This is a genomic window from Bacillus sp. M13(2017), from assembly GCF_002218325.1.
GTDB lineage: Bacteria > Bacillota > Bacilli > Bacillales > Bacillaceae_G > Bacillus_A > Bacillus_A thuringiensis_K.
Window position 1 is genome coordinate 408,729 of the sequence record NZ_KZ268502.1, and the last position, 14,925, is coordinate 423,653.

Here is a 14,925-nt window from a genome sequence, read left to right on the forward strand (position 1 = left end):
TATTGTTTGAATGTGGAGGACATTCAAATAATAAAGGTAGTGATAACGGTGGACTACGCGCATTAAACATAAAAAATTGCGGAGTCGATCTAAAATCTTTATGAAATCTAGCTTCAGCGGCTAGAACAGTCGCTTGCGCTTTTTATTTAAAAAAGGGGTGAACATCATGATTCTATTAGAGAATGTAAAGAAAATATATAAGGCGAAAAGCGGTGATGTCACTGCTGTAGATAACGCCAATTTAAAAATAGAAAAAGGCGAAATATTTGGTGTTATCGGATATAGCGGCGCTGGAAAAAGTTCTTTAATTAGATTGTTTAATCAGTTAGAGAAACCGACTTCTGGCCAAATTACAATTGCCAATCGTGTTATATCAGCAATTACAGGAAGTGAACTTCGTAAGGCAAGGCAAGAAATCGGAATGATTTTTCAGCACTTTAACTTACTTTGGTCACGAACTGTACGTGAAAATATAGAGTTTCCACTTGAAATTGCAGGTGTTGATAAAGCGAAGAGAAGAAAACGTGTTGATGAATTAATTCATCTTGTTGGATTAGAAGGGAGAGGAGACGCGTACCCATCTCAGCTAAGCGGAGGACAAAAGCAACGCGTCGGGATTGCAAGAGCTTTAGCTAACAATCCACAAGTGCTTTTATGTGATGAAGCAACGTCAGCTCTTGATCCAGAAACGACAGATCAAATTTTGGATTTACTATTAGACATTAATAAGCGCCTTGGTTTAACAATTGTACTCATTACACATGAGATGCACGTGATTCGAAAGATATGTAACCGAGTGGCGGTAATGGAGAGAGGAAAGATTGTAGAAACAGGTCCAGTACTTGATGTATTCCGTAATCCGAAGCAAGATATTACGAAACGATTTGTACAGCAGTTAACAGATTCTGAAGATACAAATGAAACGATTGAAAGTTTAATTGAAAAATATCCAGATGGAAAAGTAATTCGTTTGCAATTTATCGGTGAGGCTGTAGAAAGACCAGTGCTTCAACGATTAATGCAACGCAGTGATATAGAAGTTAGCATTTTGCAAGGGAATATCGCACAAACGAATAACGGTTCTTACGGTAGTTTAGTTGTTCATTTAAATGGTGAGGAAATAGCGATCCAGCAAGCAATAGAAGGAATTCATCAAGATCAAGTAGAGCTGGAGGTGATTGCACATGGATAAGTTACTCGCAAATGTTGATTGGAATCAAATGTTAGAAGCAACTGGTGAAACGTTATATATGACGGCAATCGCAGCTCTTGCGACATTTGTTTTAGGACTAATTTTAGGATTGTTACTCTTCATGACAGCGAAAGATAATTTATGGGAAAACAAATCAATTAATACGGTGATTGGAGCATTCGTAAATATATTCCGTTCTATACCATTCATCATTTTAATTATTTTATTAATCCCATTCACAAAGATTCTTCTTGGAACAATTCTTGGAGCAAGTGCAGCATTGCCAGCTTTAATTATTGGAGCGGCACCATTCTACGCGAGAATGGTTGAAATCGCACTTCGCGAAATTGATAAAGGTGTAATTGAAGCTTCAAAAGCAATGGGAGCGAAAACAAGCACAATTATTTTGAAAGTGTTAATTCCAGAATCGTTACCAGCATTAGTATCTGGTATTACTGTTACGACAATTGCTTTAGTAGGCTATACAGCAATGGCGGGAGTTGTTGGTGCTGGTGGCCTTGGAACACTTGCTTACTTAGAAGGATTCCAAAGAGGGAATAACGATGTAACAATCGTTGCGACAATTTGTGTATTACTAGTTGTATTTTTAATTCAGTGGATTGGTGATAGTTTAACGACTCGAATAGATAAACGGTAATAAAAAACGGGAGGATGTTTCAAATGAAAAAATTATTACTTACGGCACTTATTTCAACTTCAATTTTTGGGTTAGCTGCTTGTGGTGGGAAAGATAAAGATGAAAAGAAACTTGTTGTGGGTGCTTCTAACGTACCGCATGCTGAAATTTTAGAAAAAGCAAAACCGTTACTTGAGAAAAAAGGAATTGAATTAGAAGTCAAAAAGTTCCAAGATTACGTGTTGCCAAATAAATCGTTAGCGGATAAGGATTTAGATGCAAACTACTTCCAGCACATTCCGTATTTAGAGAAAGAAATTAAAGATAAAAAATATGATTTTGAAATAGCAGGAAAAATTCATTTAGAACCAATCGGTGTATATTCTCAAAAATATAAGAGCTTAAAAGAACTTCCAGACGGAGCGACAATCATTATGAGTAATTCCGTTACTGACCATGGACGTGGTTTAGCAATTTTACAAAAAGAAGGCATTTTAAAAATTAAAGACGGAGTAGATCCAGTTAGTGCAACTCCAAAAGATATTGCAGATAACCCGAAAAACTTAAAGTTTAAAACGGACATTGAGCCAGGTTTGTTACCACAAGTGTATAACAATATAGAAGGCGACGCTGTTTTAATTAACTCGAACTATGCAATTGATGCAAAGTTAAATCCAGAAAAAGATGCAATTGCAATTGAAGGTGATGATTCACCGTACGCAAACGTATTAGTGGTTCGTAAAGGTGATAAAGATAAAAAAGAGATTAAAGAGCTTGTAGAAGTATTGCATTCTAAAGAAATCGAAGACTTTATTAATAAAGAATATAAAGGGGCAGTTGTTCCTGTAAAAGAATAATTGCTGAAAAGGCTGGTGTATGCCAGCCTTTTTTATAACTACATAACTATAGGGGAGAAGGGGACATCATATGAAAAAGATTTTATTGTCAGTTGTTACAGCGCTGTCTGTATTTACATTAGCTGCTTGCGGAGGAAAAGAAGAGAATAAGCTTGTTGTTGGAGCCTCTAACGTGCCGCACGCTGTTATTCTAGAGAAGGCACAGCCAATATTAGAGAAAAAAGGTATTAAGTTAGAGATTAAAAAGTTCCAGGATTATGTACTGCCAAATAAAGCGTTAGCGGATAAAGAAATTGATGCGAACTACTTCCAGCATATTCCGTACTTAGATAAAGAAATCCAAGAAAAGGGATATAAAATTGTAAACGCAGGAAAAATCCATTTAGAGCCGATGGGTATTTATTCTAAGAAATATAAAAGCTTAAAAGACTTACCAGATGGCGGAACAGTAATTATGAGTAATAACGTAGCGGAGCGAGGCCGTATGTTAGCATTGTTACAAAAAGGCGGAGTGATTAAGCTTAAAGATGGTGTAGATGTTGTTAAGGCAACCGTAAAAGATGTAGTCGAAAATCCGAAAAACTTAAAGTTTAAAACAGATGTAGAGCCTGGATTGTCACCAAAGCTGTATGAAAATAATGAAGGTGATGCTTTATTTATTAATTCAAACTATGCAATTGATGCAAAATTAAATCCAACAAAGGATGCAATTGCGATTGAAGGAGCAGACTCTCCGTATGCAAACATCATTGCAGTTCGTAAAGGTGATGAGAAGAAAAAAGAAATTAAAGAGCTAGTAGAAGTGCTACATTCAAAAGAAATTCAAGATTTTATTAATAAAGAATATAAAGGTGCTGTACTTCCGGTAAGTGAATAATTATAAGGAAAGGACTGGAAAATTACCAGTCCTTTTTTCTTTATATAAATAAGAAGAAAGGTGTATCATAGAAAGATGCAAAGGAAATACTTATATACATTTGTGAAAAAACGGTTACTTTTTTTCGTCGTTTGCGATATCATTTTATTTGATATAAAATTAGAATGAGAATAAAATGAGAATATGAACGTTTTAGGAATTTTTAAAATGTATATATAGGATTAATGGAGGTATTGAGATGGCTGGTTCTACATTAACGGTTAAAGACTTACACGTATCAATTGATGGCAAAGAAATTTTAAAGGGTGTAAACCTTGAAGTAAAAGGTGGAGAAATCCACGCAATTATGGGACCTAACGGAACAGGTAAATCAACTTTATCTTCTGCAATTATGGGTCACCCAAAGTATGAAGTAACAGAAGGTAGCATCATCATCGACGGTGAAGATGTATTAGAAATGGAAGTAGATGAGCGCGCACAAGCGGGTCTATTCCTAGCAATGCAATATCCAAGTGAAATTAGCGGAGTAACAAACGCTGACTTCTTACGTTCTGCAATTAATGCACGTCGTGAAGAAGGCGATGAAATTTCTCTTATGAAATTTATCCGTACATTAGATAAAAACATGGAATTCCTAGAAATGGATCCAGAAATGGCACAACGTTACTTAAACGAAGGTTTCTCTGGTGGAGAGAAAAAACGTAACGAAATTCTTCAATTAATGATGATTGAGCCAAAAATCGCAATCTTAGATGAAATCGACTCAGGTCTTGATATCGATGCATTAAAAGTTGTATCTAAAGGTATTAACGAAATGCGCGGCGAAGAGTTCGGTTGCCTAATGATTACGCATTACCAACGTTTATTAAACTACATCACTCCAGACTTCGTTCACGTTATGATGAACGGTCGTATCGTTAAATCTGGTGGTCCTGAGCTTGCACAACGTCTAGAAGCTGAAGGTTACGACTGGATTAAAAAAGAATTAGGTATTGAAGACGAAACAACAGAGCAAGAAGCGTAAGAGAGGAGCATAAACATGACAATCGGTACATTACCTTTCGATCAAGAAACAATCCGTCAACGCGCAAGCGAAGTAAACGAAGCTGCTTGGTTGACTGAGTTCCGCTTACAAGCTCTTGCACAAGCAACTGAACTTCCAATGCCAACGCCTGATAAAACGAAAATTGAAAAATGGGACTTTATCGGAAAAGGCGACGCTGCTAAGCAAGAGCCTGTAAGTTCTTTAACAGAGCTTCCAGAAGCAGTGAAAAACTTAATCGATGAAAACAACAGCGTATTAGTACAACGCACTGGTACAACAGCGTTCGTTTCTTTAGCAGACGAAGCAAAAGAAAAAGGTGTTATTTTTACAGACATCGTAACAGCTGCAACTGAGCACGCTGAGCTAGTACAAAAGTACTTAATGAAAGATGGCGTGAAGGTAGACGAGCATCGTTTAACTGCACTTCATGCTGCATTAATCAACGGCGGTGCATTCGTATATGTTCCGAAAAACGTTGTTCTTGAAACTCCACTTCAAGCTGTATTCTTAGTAGACGGCGAAGAAGCTAACGTATATAACCATGTATTATTCGTAGCTGATGCGAACAGTACTGCAACTTATGTAGAAAACTATGTTGCAAATGAAAATGCTAAAGGTATTGCAAATATCGTAGCAGAAGTAATCGTGGAACAAGGCGCACAAGTTAAATTTGGTGCGGTTGATCTATTAGCAAAAGACGTAACAACTTACGTTAACCGCCGCGGTGTTGTTGGACGCGACGGCCGCATTGATTGGGCTCTAGGCCTTATGAATGACGGAAACACAATTTCAGAGAACGTTACAAACTTAATGGGCGACGGTTCATATGCTGATACGAAAACAGTAACAATTGGCCGTGGTAACCAAACACAAAACTTTACAACTAAAGTTGTTCACTTCGGTAAACACTCTGAAGGTTGGATTTTAAAACACGGTGTACAAAAAGATAGTGCAACATCTATCTTTAACGGGATTGGTAAGATTGAACACGGTGCATCTAAATCAAACGCACAACAATCTTCTCGCGTTCTTATGTTAGATGAGAAAGCACGCGGTGATGCAAACCCAATTCTTTTAATCGACGAAGATGATGTAATGGCAGGTCACGCAGCTTCAGTAGGCCGCGTAGATCCGTACCAATTATACTACTTGATGAGCCGTGGTATTCCAAAACGCGAAGCAGAACGTTTAGTCATCCATGGATTCTTAGCACCTGTAGTAAATGAGCTTCCAATTGAAGGAGTAAAAGCACAGCTTGTTGAGGTAATTGAAAGGAAAGTTCGCTAATGAATATTCATGAAATACGCAAACAGTTTCCAATTCTTGATCAAAAAGTGAACGGCAAACAACTTGTATATTTCGATAGTGCAGCAACTTCTCAAAAACCAATTCAAGTCATTGAAACGTTAGAACGTTACTATAAAGAATATAATTCTAACGTGCATCGCGGTGTTCATACGCTCGGTACGAAAGCTACCGACGCGTATGAAGGTGCACGCGAGAAAGTTCGCAAGTTTATTAACGCGAAATCAATGGAAGAGATTATTTTCACGCGCGGAACGACAACTGCATTAAATACAGTAGCGGCTAGCTATGGTCTTGAAAATGTAAAAGAAGGCGATGAAATCGTTATTTCTTACATGGAGCACCATAGTAACATCATTCCGTGGCAACAAGTTGCGAAGAAAACTGGTGCAACTTTAAAATACCTTCCGCTTCAACCAGACGGTACAATTTCTTTAGAAGATGTTCGTCAAACAGTTACACCGAATACAAAAATCGTTTCTATTATGCAAGTTTCAAACGTGCTTGGAACGATTAACCCTGTAAAAGAAATCGGAGCGATTGCACACGAAAATGGCGCAATTATGGTCGTTGACGGTGCACAAAGTACACCTCACATGAAAGTAGATGTACAAGATTTAAACTGTGATTTCTACGCATTATCTGCTCATAAGATGTGCGGACCTACAGGCATCGGCGTATTATATGGTAAAAAAGAATTGCTGAACAATATGGAGCCAATTGAATTTGGCGGTGAAATGATTGATTTCGTAGATTTACAAGAATCTACTTGGAAAGAGCTTCCGTGGAAGTTTGAAGCAGGTACACCGATTATCGGTAATGCAATCGGACTTGGTGCGGCAATTGATTTCCTAGAAGAAATCGGTCTTGATAATATTGAAAAGCATGAGCATGAATTAGCGCAATACGCTTTAGAAAGACTATCAGAAGTAGATGGCGTTACAATTTATGGTCCAAAGCATCGCGCTGGTCTTGTTACATTTAATATTGAAGACGTACATCCTCACGATGTAGCGACTGTATTAGATGTAGAAGGCATTGCAGTTCGCGCAGGACATCACTGTGCACAACCGCTTATGAAGTGGCTAAAAGCTTCTTCAACAGCACGTGCGAGCTTCTATTTATATAATACAAAAGAAGAAATTGATACATTTGTTGAATCGCTAATCAAGACAAAGGAGTATTTCACAAATGTCATTTAATAATTTAGATACGTTATATCGTCAAGTTATTATGGATCATTATAAGAATCCTCGTAACAATGGCGTGTTAGAAGATAGTGTTACTGTTAACTTGAACAATCCAACTTGCGGCGATCGTATTCAACTTACGATGAAAGTAGAAGAAGGTATTGTGCAAGAGGCGAAGTTTGAAGGCGAAGGATGTTCAATCTCAATGTCTTCAGCTTCAATGATGACACAAGCAGTAAAAGGTAAGAAAATTGAAGAAGCACTTCAGCTTTCGAAAATTTTCTCTGACATGATGCTAGGAAAAGAGTACGATGACAGCATCGATTTAGGAGATATTGAAGCATTACAAGGCGTATGCAAGTTCCCTGCACGTATTAAATGTGCAACATTAGCGTGGAAAGCGTTAGAAAAGGGCTTAAACGAAGATAAGTAATGTTAAAGGTTCCTAAAAATGAGGTTATCTAAGGAGGGACACACCAACATGGCGAAGCAACTGCCAGATATCGGCGATTATAAATATGGTTTCAAAGACAAAGACGTTTCGATTTTCCGTGCTGGACGCGGTTTAACAAAAGAGATCGTTGAAGAGATTTCACGTATGAAAGAAGAACCACAGTGGATGTTAGACTTCCGTTTAAAATCACTGGATAAGTTCTATGAAATGCCAATGCCACAATGGGGCGGCGACTTAAATGACTTAGATTTTGATGAAATTACGTACTACGTAAAACCATCTGAGAAATCTGAGAAGTCTTGGGATGAAGTACCTGATGAAATTAAAGCAACATTTGATAAATTAGGTATTCCAGAAGCTGAGCAAAAATATTTAGCTGGTGTATCTGCACAGTACGAATCTGAAGTTGTATACCACAACATGAAAGAAGACCTAGAAGCTCTAGGAATCGTCTTCAAAGATACAGATAGCGCATTAAAAGAGAACGAAGATATTTTCCGTGAACATTTCGGAAAAGTAATTCCACCAACAGACAACAAATTCTCTGCATTAAACTCTGCAGTTTGGTCTGGTGGATCATTCATCTACGTTCCAAAAGGTGTTAAAGTTGATACACCACTTCAAGCGTATTTCCGTATTAACTCTGAAAATATGGGACAATTCGAGCGTACGCTTATCATCGTAGACGAAGGCGCACACGTACACTACGTAGAAGGTTGTACAGCACCTGTTTACACGACTAACTCACTTCACAGTGCGGTAGTAGAAATCATCATTAAGAAAGATGCATATTGCCGTTATACAACAATCCAAAACTGGGCGAACAACGTATACAACCTAGTTACAAAACGTGCGGTTTGTGAAGAAAACGCAACGATGGAATGGATTGACGGTAACATCGGATCTAAATTAACGATGAAATATCCAGCAGTTATCTTAAAAGGTGAAGGCGCTCGTGGTTTAACATTATCTATCGCGATTGCTGGTAAAGGCCAACACCAAGATGCTGGTGCGAAAATGATTCACTTAGCACCAAACACGTCTTCAACAATCGTTTCTAAATCGATTGCGAAGCATGGTGGTAAAGTAACTTACCGTGGTATCGTACACTTCGGACCAAAAGCGAAAAACTCTCGCTCTAACATCGAGTGTGACACGTTAATCATGGATAACCAATCTACATCTGATACAATTCCTTACAACGAAATCAAAAACGATTACGTTTCACTTGAGCACGAAGCGAAAGTATCGAAAGTATCAGAAGAACAATTATTCTACCTAATGAGCCGCGGTATTTCTGAGCAAGAAGCTACAGAAATGATCGTAATGGGCTTCATCGAGCCATTCACTCGCGAACTTCCAATGGAATACGCAGTTGAAATGAACCGCCTAATCAAGTTTGAGATGGAAGGTTCTATTGGTTAAATAGAAATGCGGAGCCGACTGTTCAGACCCGTTGGCTAAGGTTCTTTCGCACAGAAGATGCTTTTTATCTTCTGGTGCGGAAGGTTCTTAGACATGAGGGTTTAGGAGGCAAAGCTGGACAATATTTAAAGTGGAAGCGGCTCGTTCAGAATGTGAGGGGGAAGAAGTGAAGCCACCGAACATTCTAGCCGCTAGAACTGGATAATATATGTATGAAGAAAGCGCCCTGCTGTGCAGGGCGCTTTTTTGTTTTGCGGATTTGTCTTGGCTTGGGAGAGGGTACCCGGGTGGGTGTTCAGCTAAATATATCAACGATTTTTCAAATATATCGATCATAAACGGGAATATATCAACGATTATTTCAATATATCAACGTTTCGACAAGGAATATCGATTTGTCGACAAGATAAGACAAAAGAAAATTCTCACATACCCCAAACATTTTATAAGAACAGAGAACGACTAGGTTTAAGACAAAGAGACTGACAAATCCACCCCTCCCTCCACTATCTGGAATTCTTTCCTGTATTAGCAAAAGTTTCTCATATAAAAAGGACAATCTTTTGCTTTTTCTCACAATGCGAGTACAATGTAAAATAGCAAGAAAAGACGAAAAGTATTTACAGGATTATTGCGTGCGCATAGCGTAAATGGCAGTAAGGAACTGAGAGGAGGTTTTTTCTCTGAATATAAATAAAGAAACAATCATCCATCTTTATCATACAAACGATATACATAGTCATTTTGAAAATTGGTCGCAAATTTCTCGGTTTGTACAAGAGGAGAAAAAGCGAAGACAGGAAGCGGGAGAGACCGTCTTGACGGTTGATATCGGCGATCATGTGGATCGTTTTCATAGTATTTCGGAAGCGACGAATGGACTTGGCAATACGAAGCTTTTAAATGAGGCGTTATATGATTATGTAACGATCGGAAATAATGAAGGAATTACGTTAGCGAAGGAGCATTTGAATCGTCTATATGATGATGCTGGATTTGAGGTGCTCGTCGCGAATTTATTTGAAAAAGAAGGGGTACGTCCGGAGTGGGCAAAGCCTTATAAATTACATACAACGACAGATGGGATTACGATTGCTTTTATCGGATTAACGGTAGCTTATCCGGAGTTTTATTATATGCTCGATTGGCATATTGAAGATCCGCTTATCCATTTAGAGTCAATTTTAGAAGAAGTGAAAGATGAGGCTCATATTACAGTTGTTCTTTCTCACCTTGGAAAAAGCATGGATGAGTATATGGCGGAGCATTATGATGTAGATGTTATTTTAGGGGCACATACGCATCATTTATTTGACCGAGGCGTTCTTATTAATAATACGTTACTTTGTTGTTGTGAAAAGTGGGGACGTTACGTTGGGCACGTTCAGCTTACTGTGGATAAAGAGACGAAGAAGCTGTTGAAAAAGGACGGTAGAGCGATTAAGACAGAACGTTTAGGTGCTTACAGCAAACCGTTATCCACAATTGAATTGCTGCAGGAAGAAAGTAAACAGATTATGGCAGAGCCTGTCGTTCATGTAAAGGAATCATTGCCAGTCGATTGGTTTCAGGAAACAGCATTTTCGCACATGTTAGCAAATGCGCTGAAAATGTGGTGCGGTGCAGAGATTGGAATGGTGAATGCGGGTGTACTTCTTGAAGGATTAGAAGAAGGTGTTGTGACGCGCGGAGATATTCACAGAATTTGTCCACATCCAATTAATCCTTGTGCTTTGAAAGTTCCAGGAAAGATATTAAGAGAAGTTATTTTGAAAGCACGTAAACCGAATATGGAGAATCTTGAGGTAAAAGGATTCGGATTTCGGGGAAAAGTGATGGGGAAAATGATTTACGCTGGTGTAGAAGTCATTCCAGATACGATTCCCGGGAATAAAATTTTACTCGAAGATGTATTAATTAACGGGGAATCGCTGGAATTAGATCGTATATATACAGTAGGAACGATTGATATGTTTACATTTGGCTACTTATACCCAGAGCTATCCACACTTTCTGACAAACAATATTATATGCCAGAACTACTTAGAGATGTGTTAACAGATATGTTAATAACTTATACATCTTCCGTTAAACTATAGGCTAGTTAACTTGTAACACTCATTTTTCTCTTGTCATACAGATAAGAAAGAGAGGAGTGTGAACTATGGTTAATGTGGAGCCAATTATAATTGATAATTATACGTTTATTGCAGTTAGCGTGAAACTTCCAAAGACGAATTTGCTAGCTGTAATGAGCGATAAAGGATATATTATGTGTGGTGCATTAGATGTAGGTCTTTTAAATGAGAAATTAGGTGATCGAGGAATTATTGCTGGCCGTGCGGTTGGTGTAAGAACGATTGAACAACTTCTTGAAGCGCCACTAGAATCGGTAACGACTGGAGCTGAAGCATTAGGCATTCCAGCAGGAACGATTGGAAAAGAAGCATTATTAAAAATGAGATAAGCATATATCGTCCCTCCTTCTTGCATAGAAATGATATAAGAAGGAGGTTTTTTTATGAGTATATTTCGCTCGAAAAACTCGCGGTTTCGAAAGGGACCTATTGCCTTTCGGTATATACTGCTTATGTCGTTTATTCTTTTTGTTATATTACTTACGCAAGGGTTGTGGATTGTGAATAATAATATTCAGCCGACCTTAATTAAATATGGGGAAGTAGAGACACATAAAATGGCGACAGCAATTATGACGAAGGCAGTAAAGGATCGAATTAATGAAGGATTCGATGTCGATTCATTAATGAAAGTACAGAATGATAAAAACGGAAAAGTATCCACAATTAATTTAAATACGAAGCAAGTAAATGAAATCGTAACGTCAACGACCACGTACATAGAAAAATATTTGCAACAAGTAGAACAAGGGAAGTTGAAGGAGCTAGGGATTTCTGAAAAAAACGGGGCGACTATGGCAGTTCCTTTTGGGCGTGTAACGGATAATGCACTTCTTGGTAATATAGGACCAGATATTCCAATTCATTTCACGCCAATTGGTCATGTGAATACAGATATTAAACAAAAAATTGAGCCGCATGGGATTAATACTACAGCGATTCAAATTGTTATGGAAATGGAAGTAACATTGCAAGTGATTATTCCATTTCATACGAAAGAGATAACGGTGAAACAAAATGTTCCAATTGCGACGCGTATCGTTCAAGGGGAAGTGCCTACGTATTATGGAAGCGGAAGTGTTGCTGTACCTGATAAAAAGAAAACAGATAGTTAATTGCATATAAAGTGAAACTCGGCTGAGCCGGGCTTTTACTGGATAAAAAATAACCGTAGCAATGCGCTACGGTTATCGTTTTGTATTTGCTCGTTCTTTGCGTTCCCAAAGGCTTAAATGCATGTATGGATCGAAGGCCCATTCTGTATAGCCATTGTCTTTATACATGCCAAAATGTAAGTGGGGTGGAAATTTTCCGGCTGTACCAGGAGGTCCATAACCAGTGCTACCAACAAATCCGATTACTTTTCCTGGTTCAACAATTTGTCCAAGCTGTATTTCTTTTGAAAACCCGCCTAAATGGGCGTAATAATGGTAATTGTTATGAAGGTCACGAATACCAATGCGCCATCCACCAAGGCGGTTCCAACCTTTCGTTTCAATAATGCCATAGCAAGTCGATCTTACTGGCACGCCATATCCGGCGAAAATATCGGTTCCTTCATGAATCCTTCTGCCGCCAAAACTTCTTCCAGCGCCGAAAGTACTACGGTAGCTATGGTCACTACGAATCGGAAGAGGAAAAGCATTTCCTTCTAAATTAATACGTCCATAATGTTTATAAATTTGGGCGTATTCGCTAATTAAATCAACTGTTTTTGCACGTCTATAATATTCCCAAAGCATAATTTTAATACGGTCTTCTGACGTTCCTTGTTTCCTTAAAATAGTCGCTGCGGTATGCAGAAGATCACGGTCGCTATTTGCATTTGCAAATCCATCTTTGTCACCATCTAAACCTATTCCGCCAAATAGAGAAATTGTATGGGGGAGAGTATCGTTACTATTAATAGGCCCAGCCCATATTTCTGGTTTGAAATAAAGGGAAATGATGGCATCTGGTTTTTTCGGAATATCTTTTCTTACGCTCCGTATATTTCTTTCATATTGATCCATTGCAGCTAAGTAATACCATGGAATGCCTGAAGACTGCTCGGTTTCTTTATATAGTGCCATGCGCTTTTCGTATATGCTTTGCTGATTATCTTCACCGTAAGCGATGTTTTGGTGGAGAAGAAAACAAATAGAAAGCAAAAGAGAAATTTTTCGAAGCATGAAATAGACTCCTTTCACAACATCACTCTTTTTAGTGTGGGATATACGGAGTATTTCATTATAGGGAACGATTGGAAAAAATCTTAGAATCTTCATTTGAGCAAATCGCTTTCATACGTTAGAATAGATATGTTACATTGAAAGAAGCGAACACGGTAAACTATTTCATATTGTGCGGAGTTGATAACCATGACAAAACAAACAGAATATAAGCGCAAGCCCGAATGGTTGAAAATTAAGTTAAACACGAATGAAAACTATACAGGCTTAAAGAAAATGATGCGTTCTAAGAATCTTCATACCGTTTGTGAAGAGGCAAAATGTCCGAATATTCATGAATGCTGGGCTGTAAGAAAAACAGCAACATTTATGATTTTAGGTGCGGTTTGTACACGTGCTTGTCGTTTTTGTGCGGTTAAAACAGGCTTACCAACTGAGCTTGATTTACAAGAACCAGAACGCGTAGCAGATTCAGTAGTTCAAATGGGCTTAAAGCACGTTGTTATAACAGCGGTTGCACGTGATGATTTAAAGGACGGGGGAGCAGCTGTTTTTGCTGAAACAGTACGCGCAGTACGTCGTAAAAACCCATTCACGTCTATCGAAGTATTACCATCTGATATGGGTGGAGTAGAAGAAAACTTAAAAATGTTAATGGATGCAAAACCAGATATTCTAAACCATAACATTGAAACAGTACGTCGATTATCTGACCGAGTTCGCGCTAGAGCAAAATATGAACGTTCATTAGAGTTTTTACGTCGAGCGAAAGAAATGCAGCCTGATATTCCAACTAAATCGAGCATTATGGTGGGCTTAGGTGAAACGAGAGAAGATTTAATTGAAGCAATGGATGACTTACGTGCAAACAATGTGGATATTTTAACTCTTGGGCAATACCTACAACCATCTAAGAAGCATTTACCAGTTCTTAAATATTACCCACCAGCAGAATTTGCAGAGCTTAAAGAAATTGCACTTAGCAAAGGATTTAGCCACTGTGAAGCTGGCCCACTTGTGCGTTCTTCTTACCATGCGGACGAGCAAGTACGTTCTGCAAAAGAAAAAACAGCAGAAGCTAAATAATGAAAAAAGAGAGCTAGCGATTAGCTCTCTTTTTGTTTGTACTCTAAAACGGTATTTGTACATGTTAATAAAATCTTTTTTAATTCTTCTGTGGATAATTCAATTGTAAATTCAGGAACACCAGGTGTAATTAAAATTTTATCGTACGTATAAATAGCGTTATCCACAATAATTGTTACATCGTGTGAATATCCGAAAGGAGCTACACATCCCGGCGTACAACCAGTTTTGTCTCGCAGTTCATCAGGAGAACAGAGAGATAAGCGTTCTCCTGTTAGCTCTTTCATCTCTCCCCGGTTGAGCCTTGTGCCCTCTAACGTAAAAAATACGTAATAATCTCCAGACTTTGATTTTAAAAATAAGCTTTTACTTGGAGTGCCTTGTAAGCCAAGTCTCTCACGTACGATCCGATCCGTCTCATAATCGAGTACTGGTTCGTGTTCGAATTTTTCATAAGAAACATTTGTTTTATGTAGTAAAGCAAGTACGTCTTCGTACATATGAAATGATACCCCTTTCTATTGTTAGAACAGTCTCTTCTCGTGGCG

Annotated in this window: 15 protein-coding genes; 13 read left to right on the forward strand and 2 right to left on the reverse strand. The window is 38.3% G+C overall.

Annotated features, from left to right (window positions below):
* Positions 1–166 precede the first annotated feature (166 nt).
* The 12 genes from CGQ22_RS11250 (at position 167) to yunB (ending at position 12,235) form a co-directional block, all read left to right on the forward strand.
* A complete protein-coding gene (locus CGQ22_RS11250; protein ID WP_089148707.1) occupies positions 167–1,192 on the forward strand; it encodes a methionine ABC transporter ATP-binding protein in 1,026 nt (341 codons plus the stop codon).
* Positions 1,185–1,850: a methionine ABC transporter permease gene (locus tag CGQ22_RS11255; RefSeq protein WP_000359401.1), complete on the forward strand. Its 666-nt coding sequence runs from the start codon at positions 1,185–1,187 to the stop codon at positions 1,848–1,850. Before CGQ22_RS11250 ends, CGQ22_RS11255 begins: the two co-directional genes overlap by 8 nt.
* 23 nt (positions 1,851–1,873) lie before the next feature.
* Entirely contained in the window at positions 1,874–2,686 is an 813-nt protein-coding gene (gene metQ, locus CGQ22_RS11260; protein WP_089148708.1) for a methionine ABC transporter substrate-binding lipoprotein MetQ, read from the forward strand.
* Between the two features lie 70 nt (positions 2,687–2,756).
* A complete protein-coding gene (gene metQ / locus CGQ22_RS11265) occupies positions 2,757–3,563 on the forward strand; it encodes a methionine ABC transporter substrate-binding lipoprotein MetQ (RefSeq protein WP_000722399.1) in 807 nt (268 codons plus the stop codon).
* A gap of 238 nt (positions 3,564–3,801) precedes the next feature.
* Positions 3,802–4,587 (forward strand): Fe-S cluster assembly ATPase SufC, encoded by a 786-nt coding sequence (gene sufC / locus CGQ22_RS11270; protein ID WP_000929160.1) that lies wholly within the window; start codon positions 3,802–3,804, stop codon positions 4,585–4,587.
* Positions 4,588–4,602: 15 nt separating this feature from the next.
* On the forward strand, positions 4,603–5,895 hold the full coding sequence (gene sufD, locus CGQ22_RS11275) for a Fe-S cluster assembly protein SufD (protein WP_000152185.1): 1,293 nt from the start codon (positions 4,603–4,605) through the stop codon (positions 5,893–5,895).
* Complete coding sequence (gene sufS / locus CGQ22_RS11280) at positions 5,895–7,115, forward strand: cysteine desulfurase SufS (protein WP_001020767.1); 1,221 nt, start codon at positions 5,895–5,897, stop codon at positions 7,113–7,115. Before sufD ends, sufS begins: the two co-directional genes overlap by 1 nt.
* Positions 7,105–7,536, forward strand: a complete 432-nt coding sequence (gene sufU / locus CGQ22_RS11285) for a Fe-S cluster assembly sulfur transfer protein SufU (RefSeq protein ID WP_000009525.1) — start codon at positions 7,105–7,107, stop codon at positions 7,534–7,536. The genes sufS and sufU overlap by 11 nt, the downstream gene beginning before the upstream one ends.
* A 48-nt stretch (positions 7,537–7,584) precedes the next feature.
* Positions 7,585–8,982, forward strand: a complete 1,398-nt coding sequence (gene sufB, locus CGQ22_RS11290) for a Fe-S cluster assembly protein SufB (protein WP_001118827.1) — start codon at positions 7,585–7,587, stop codon at positions 8,980–8,982.
* 707 nt (positions 8,983–9,689) lie between these two features.
* The gene (locus CGQ22_RS11300) at positions 9,690–11,081 is read left to right on the forward strand and encodes a bifunctional metallophosphatase/5'-nucleotidase (protein ID WP_089148709.1); all 1,392 of its coding nucleotides are present in this window, start codon (positions 9,690–9,692) and stop codon (positions 11,079–11,081) included.
* A 65-nt stretch (positions 11,082–11,146) separates the two neighbouring features.
* The gene (locus tag CGQ22_RS11305; RefSeq protein WP_000248466.1) at positions 11,147–11,449 is read left to right on the forward strand and encodes a YunC family protein; all 303 of its coding nucleotides are present in this window, start codon (positions 11,147–11,149) and stop codon (positions 11,447–11,449) included.
* Positions 11,450–11,503: 54 nt separating this feature from the next.
* Entirely contained in the window at positions 11,504–12,235 is a 732-nt protein-coding gene (gene yunB, locus CGQ22_RS11310; protein ID WP_000021793.1) for a sporulation protein YunB, read from the forward strand.
* Positions 12,236–12,307: 72 nt separating this feature from the next.
* Here the strand turns inward: yunB and CGQ22_RS11315 are convergent, their stop codons facing one another.
* Positions 12,308–13,291 (reverse strand): M23 family metallopeptidase, encoded by a 984-nt coding sequence (locus tag CGQ22_RS11315; protein ID WP_000944665.1) that lies wholly within the window; start codon positions 13,289–13,291, stop codon positions 12,308–12,310.
* A gap of 189 nt (positions 13,292–13,480) precedes the next feature.
* On the opposite strand from CGQ22_RS11315, the gene lipA reads away from it, so the two are divergent.
* Entirely contained in the window at positions 13,481–14,377 is an 897-nt protein-coding gene (gene lipA, locus CGQ22_RS11320) for a lipoyl synthase (RefSeq protein ID WP_000166372.1), read from the forward strand.
* A gap of 20 nt (positions 14,378–14,397) precedes the next feature.
* On the opposite strand, the gene CGQ22_RS11325 is transcribed toward lipA, so the two are convergent.
* A complete protein-coding gene (locus CGQ22_RS11325; RefSeq protein WP_000272748.1) occupies positions 14,398–14,877 on the reverse strand; it encodes a YbaK/EbsC family protein in 480 nt (159 codons plus the stop codon).
* Positions 14,878–14,925 lie beyond the last annotated feature (48 nt).

Coding starts and splice junctions, on each gene's coding strand:
- metQ (WP_089148708.1), top strand. CDS start 1,874: ATGAAAAAATTATTACTTACGGCACTTATTTCAACTTCAATTTTTGGG.
- CGQ22_RS11255 (WP_000359401.1), top strand. CDS start 1,185: ATGGATAAGTTACTCGCAAATGTTGATTGGAATCAAATGTTAGAAGCA.
- yunB (WP_000021793.1), top strand. CDS start 11,504: ATGAGTATATTTCGCTCGAAAAACTCGCGGTTTCGAAAGGGACCTATT.
- sufS (WP_001020767.1), top strand. CDS start 5,895: ATGAATATTCATGAAATACGCAAACAGTTTCCAATTCTTGATCAAAAA.
- lipA (WP_000166372.1), top strand. CDS start 13,481: ATGACAAAACAAACAGAATATAAGCGCAAGCCCGAATGGTTGAAAATT.
- CGQ22_RS11325 (WP_000272748.1), bottom strand. CDS start 14,877: ATGTACGAAGACGTACTTGCTTTACTACATAAAACAAATGTTTCTTAT.
- CGQ22_RS11315 (WP_000944665.1), bottom strand. CDS start 13,291: ATGCTTCGAAAAATTTCTCTTTTGCTTTCTATTTGTTTTCTTCTCCAC.
- metQ (WP_000722399.1), top strand. CDS start 2,757: ATGAAAAAGATTTTATTGTCAGTTGTTACAGCGCTGTCTGTATTTACA.
- CGQ22_RS11250 (WP_089148707.1), top strand. CDS start 167: ATGATTCTATTAGAGAATGTAAAGAAAATATATAAGGCGAAAAGCGGT.
- CGQ22_RS11305 (WP_000248466.1), top strand. CDS start 11,147: ATGGTTAATGTGGAGCCAATTATAATTGATAATTATACGTTTATTGCA.
- sufD (WP_000152185.1), top strand. CDS start 4,603: ATGACAATCGGTACATTACCTTTCGATCAAGAAACAATCCGTCAACGC.
- sufB (WP_001118827.1), top strand. CDS start 7,585: ATGGCGAAGCAACTGCCAGATATCGGCGATTATAAATATGGTTTCAAA.
- sufC (WP_000929160.1), top strand. CDS start 3,802: ATGGCTGGTTCTACATTAACGGTTAAAGACTTACACGTATCAATTGAT.
- sufU (WP_000009525.1), top strand. CDS start 7,105: ATGTCATTTAATAATTTAGATACGTTATATCGTCAAGTTATTATGGAT.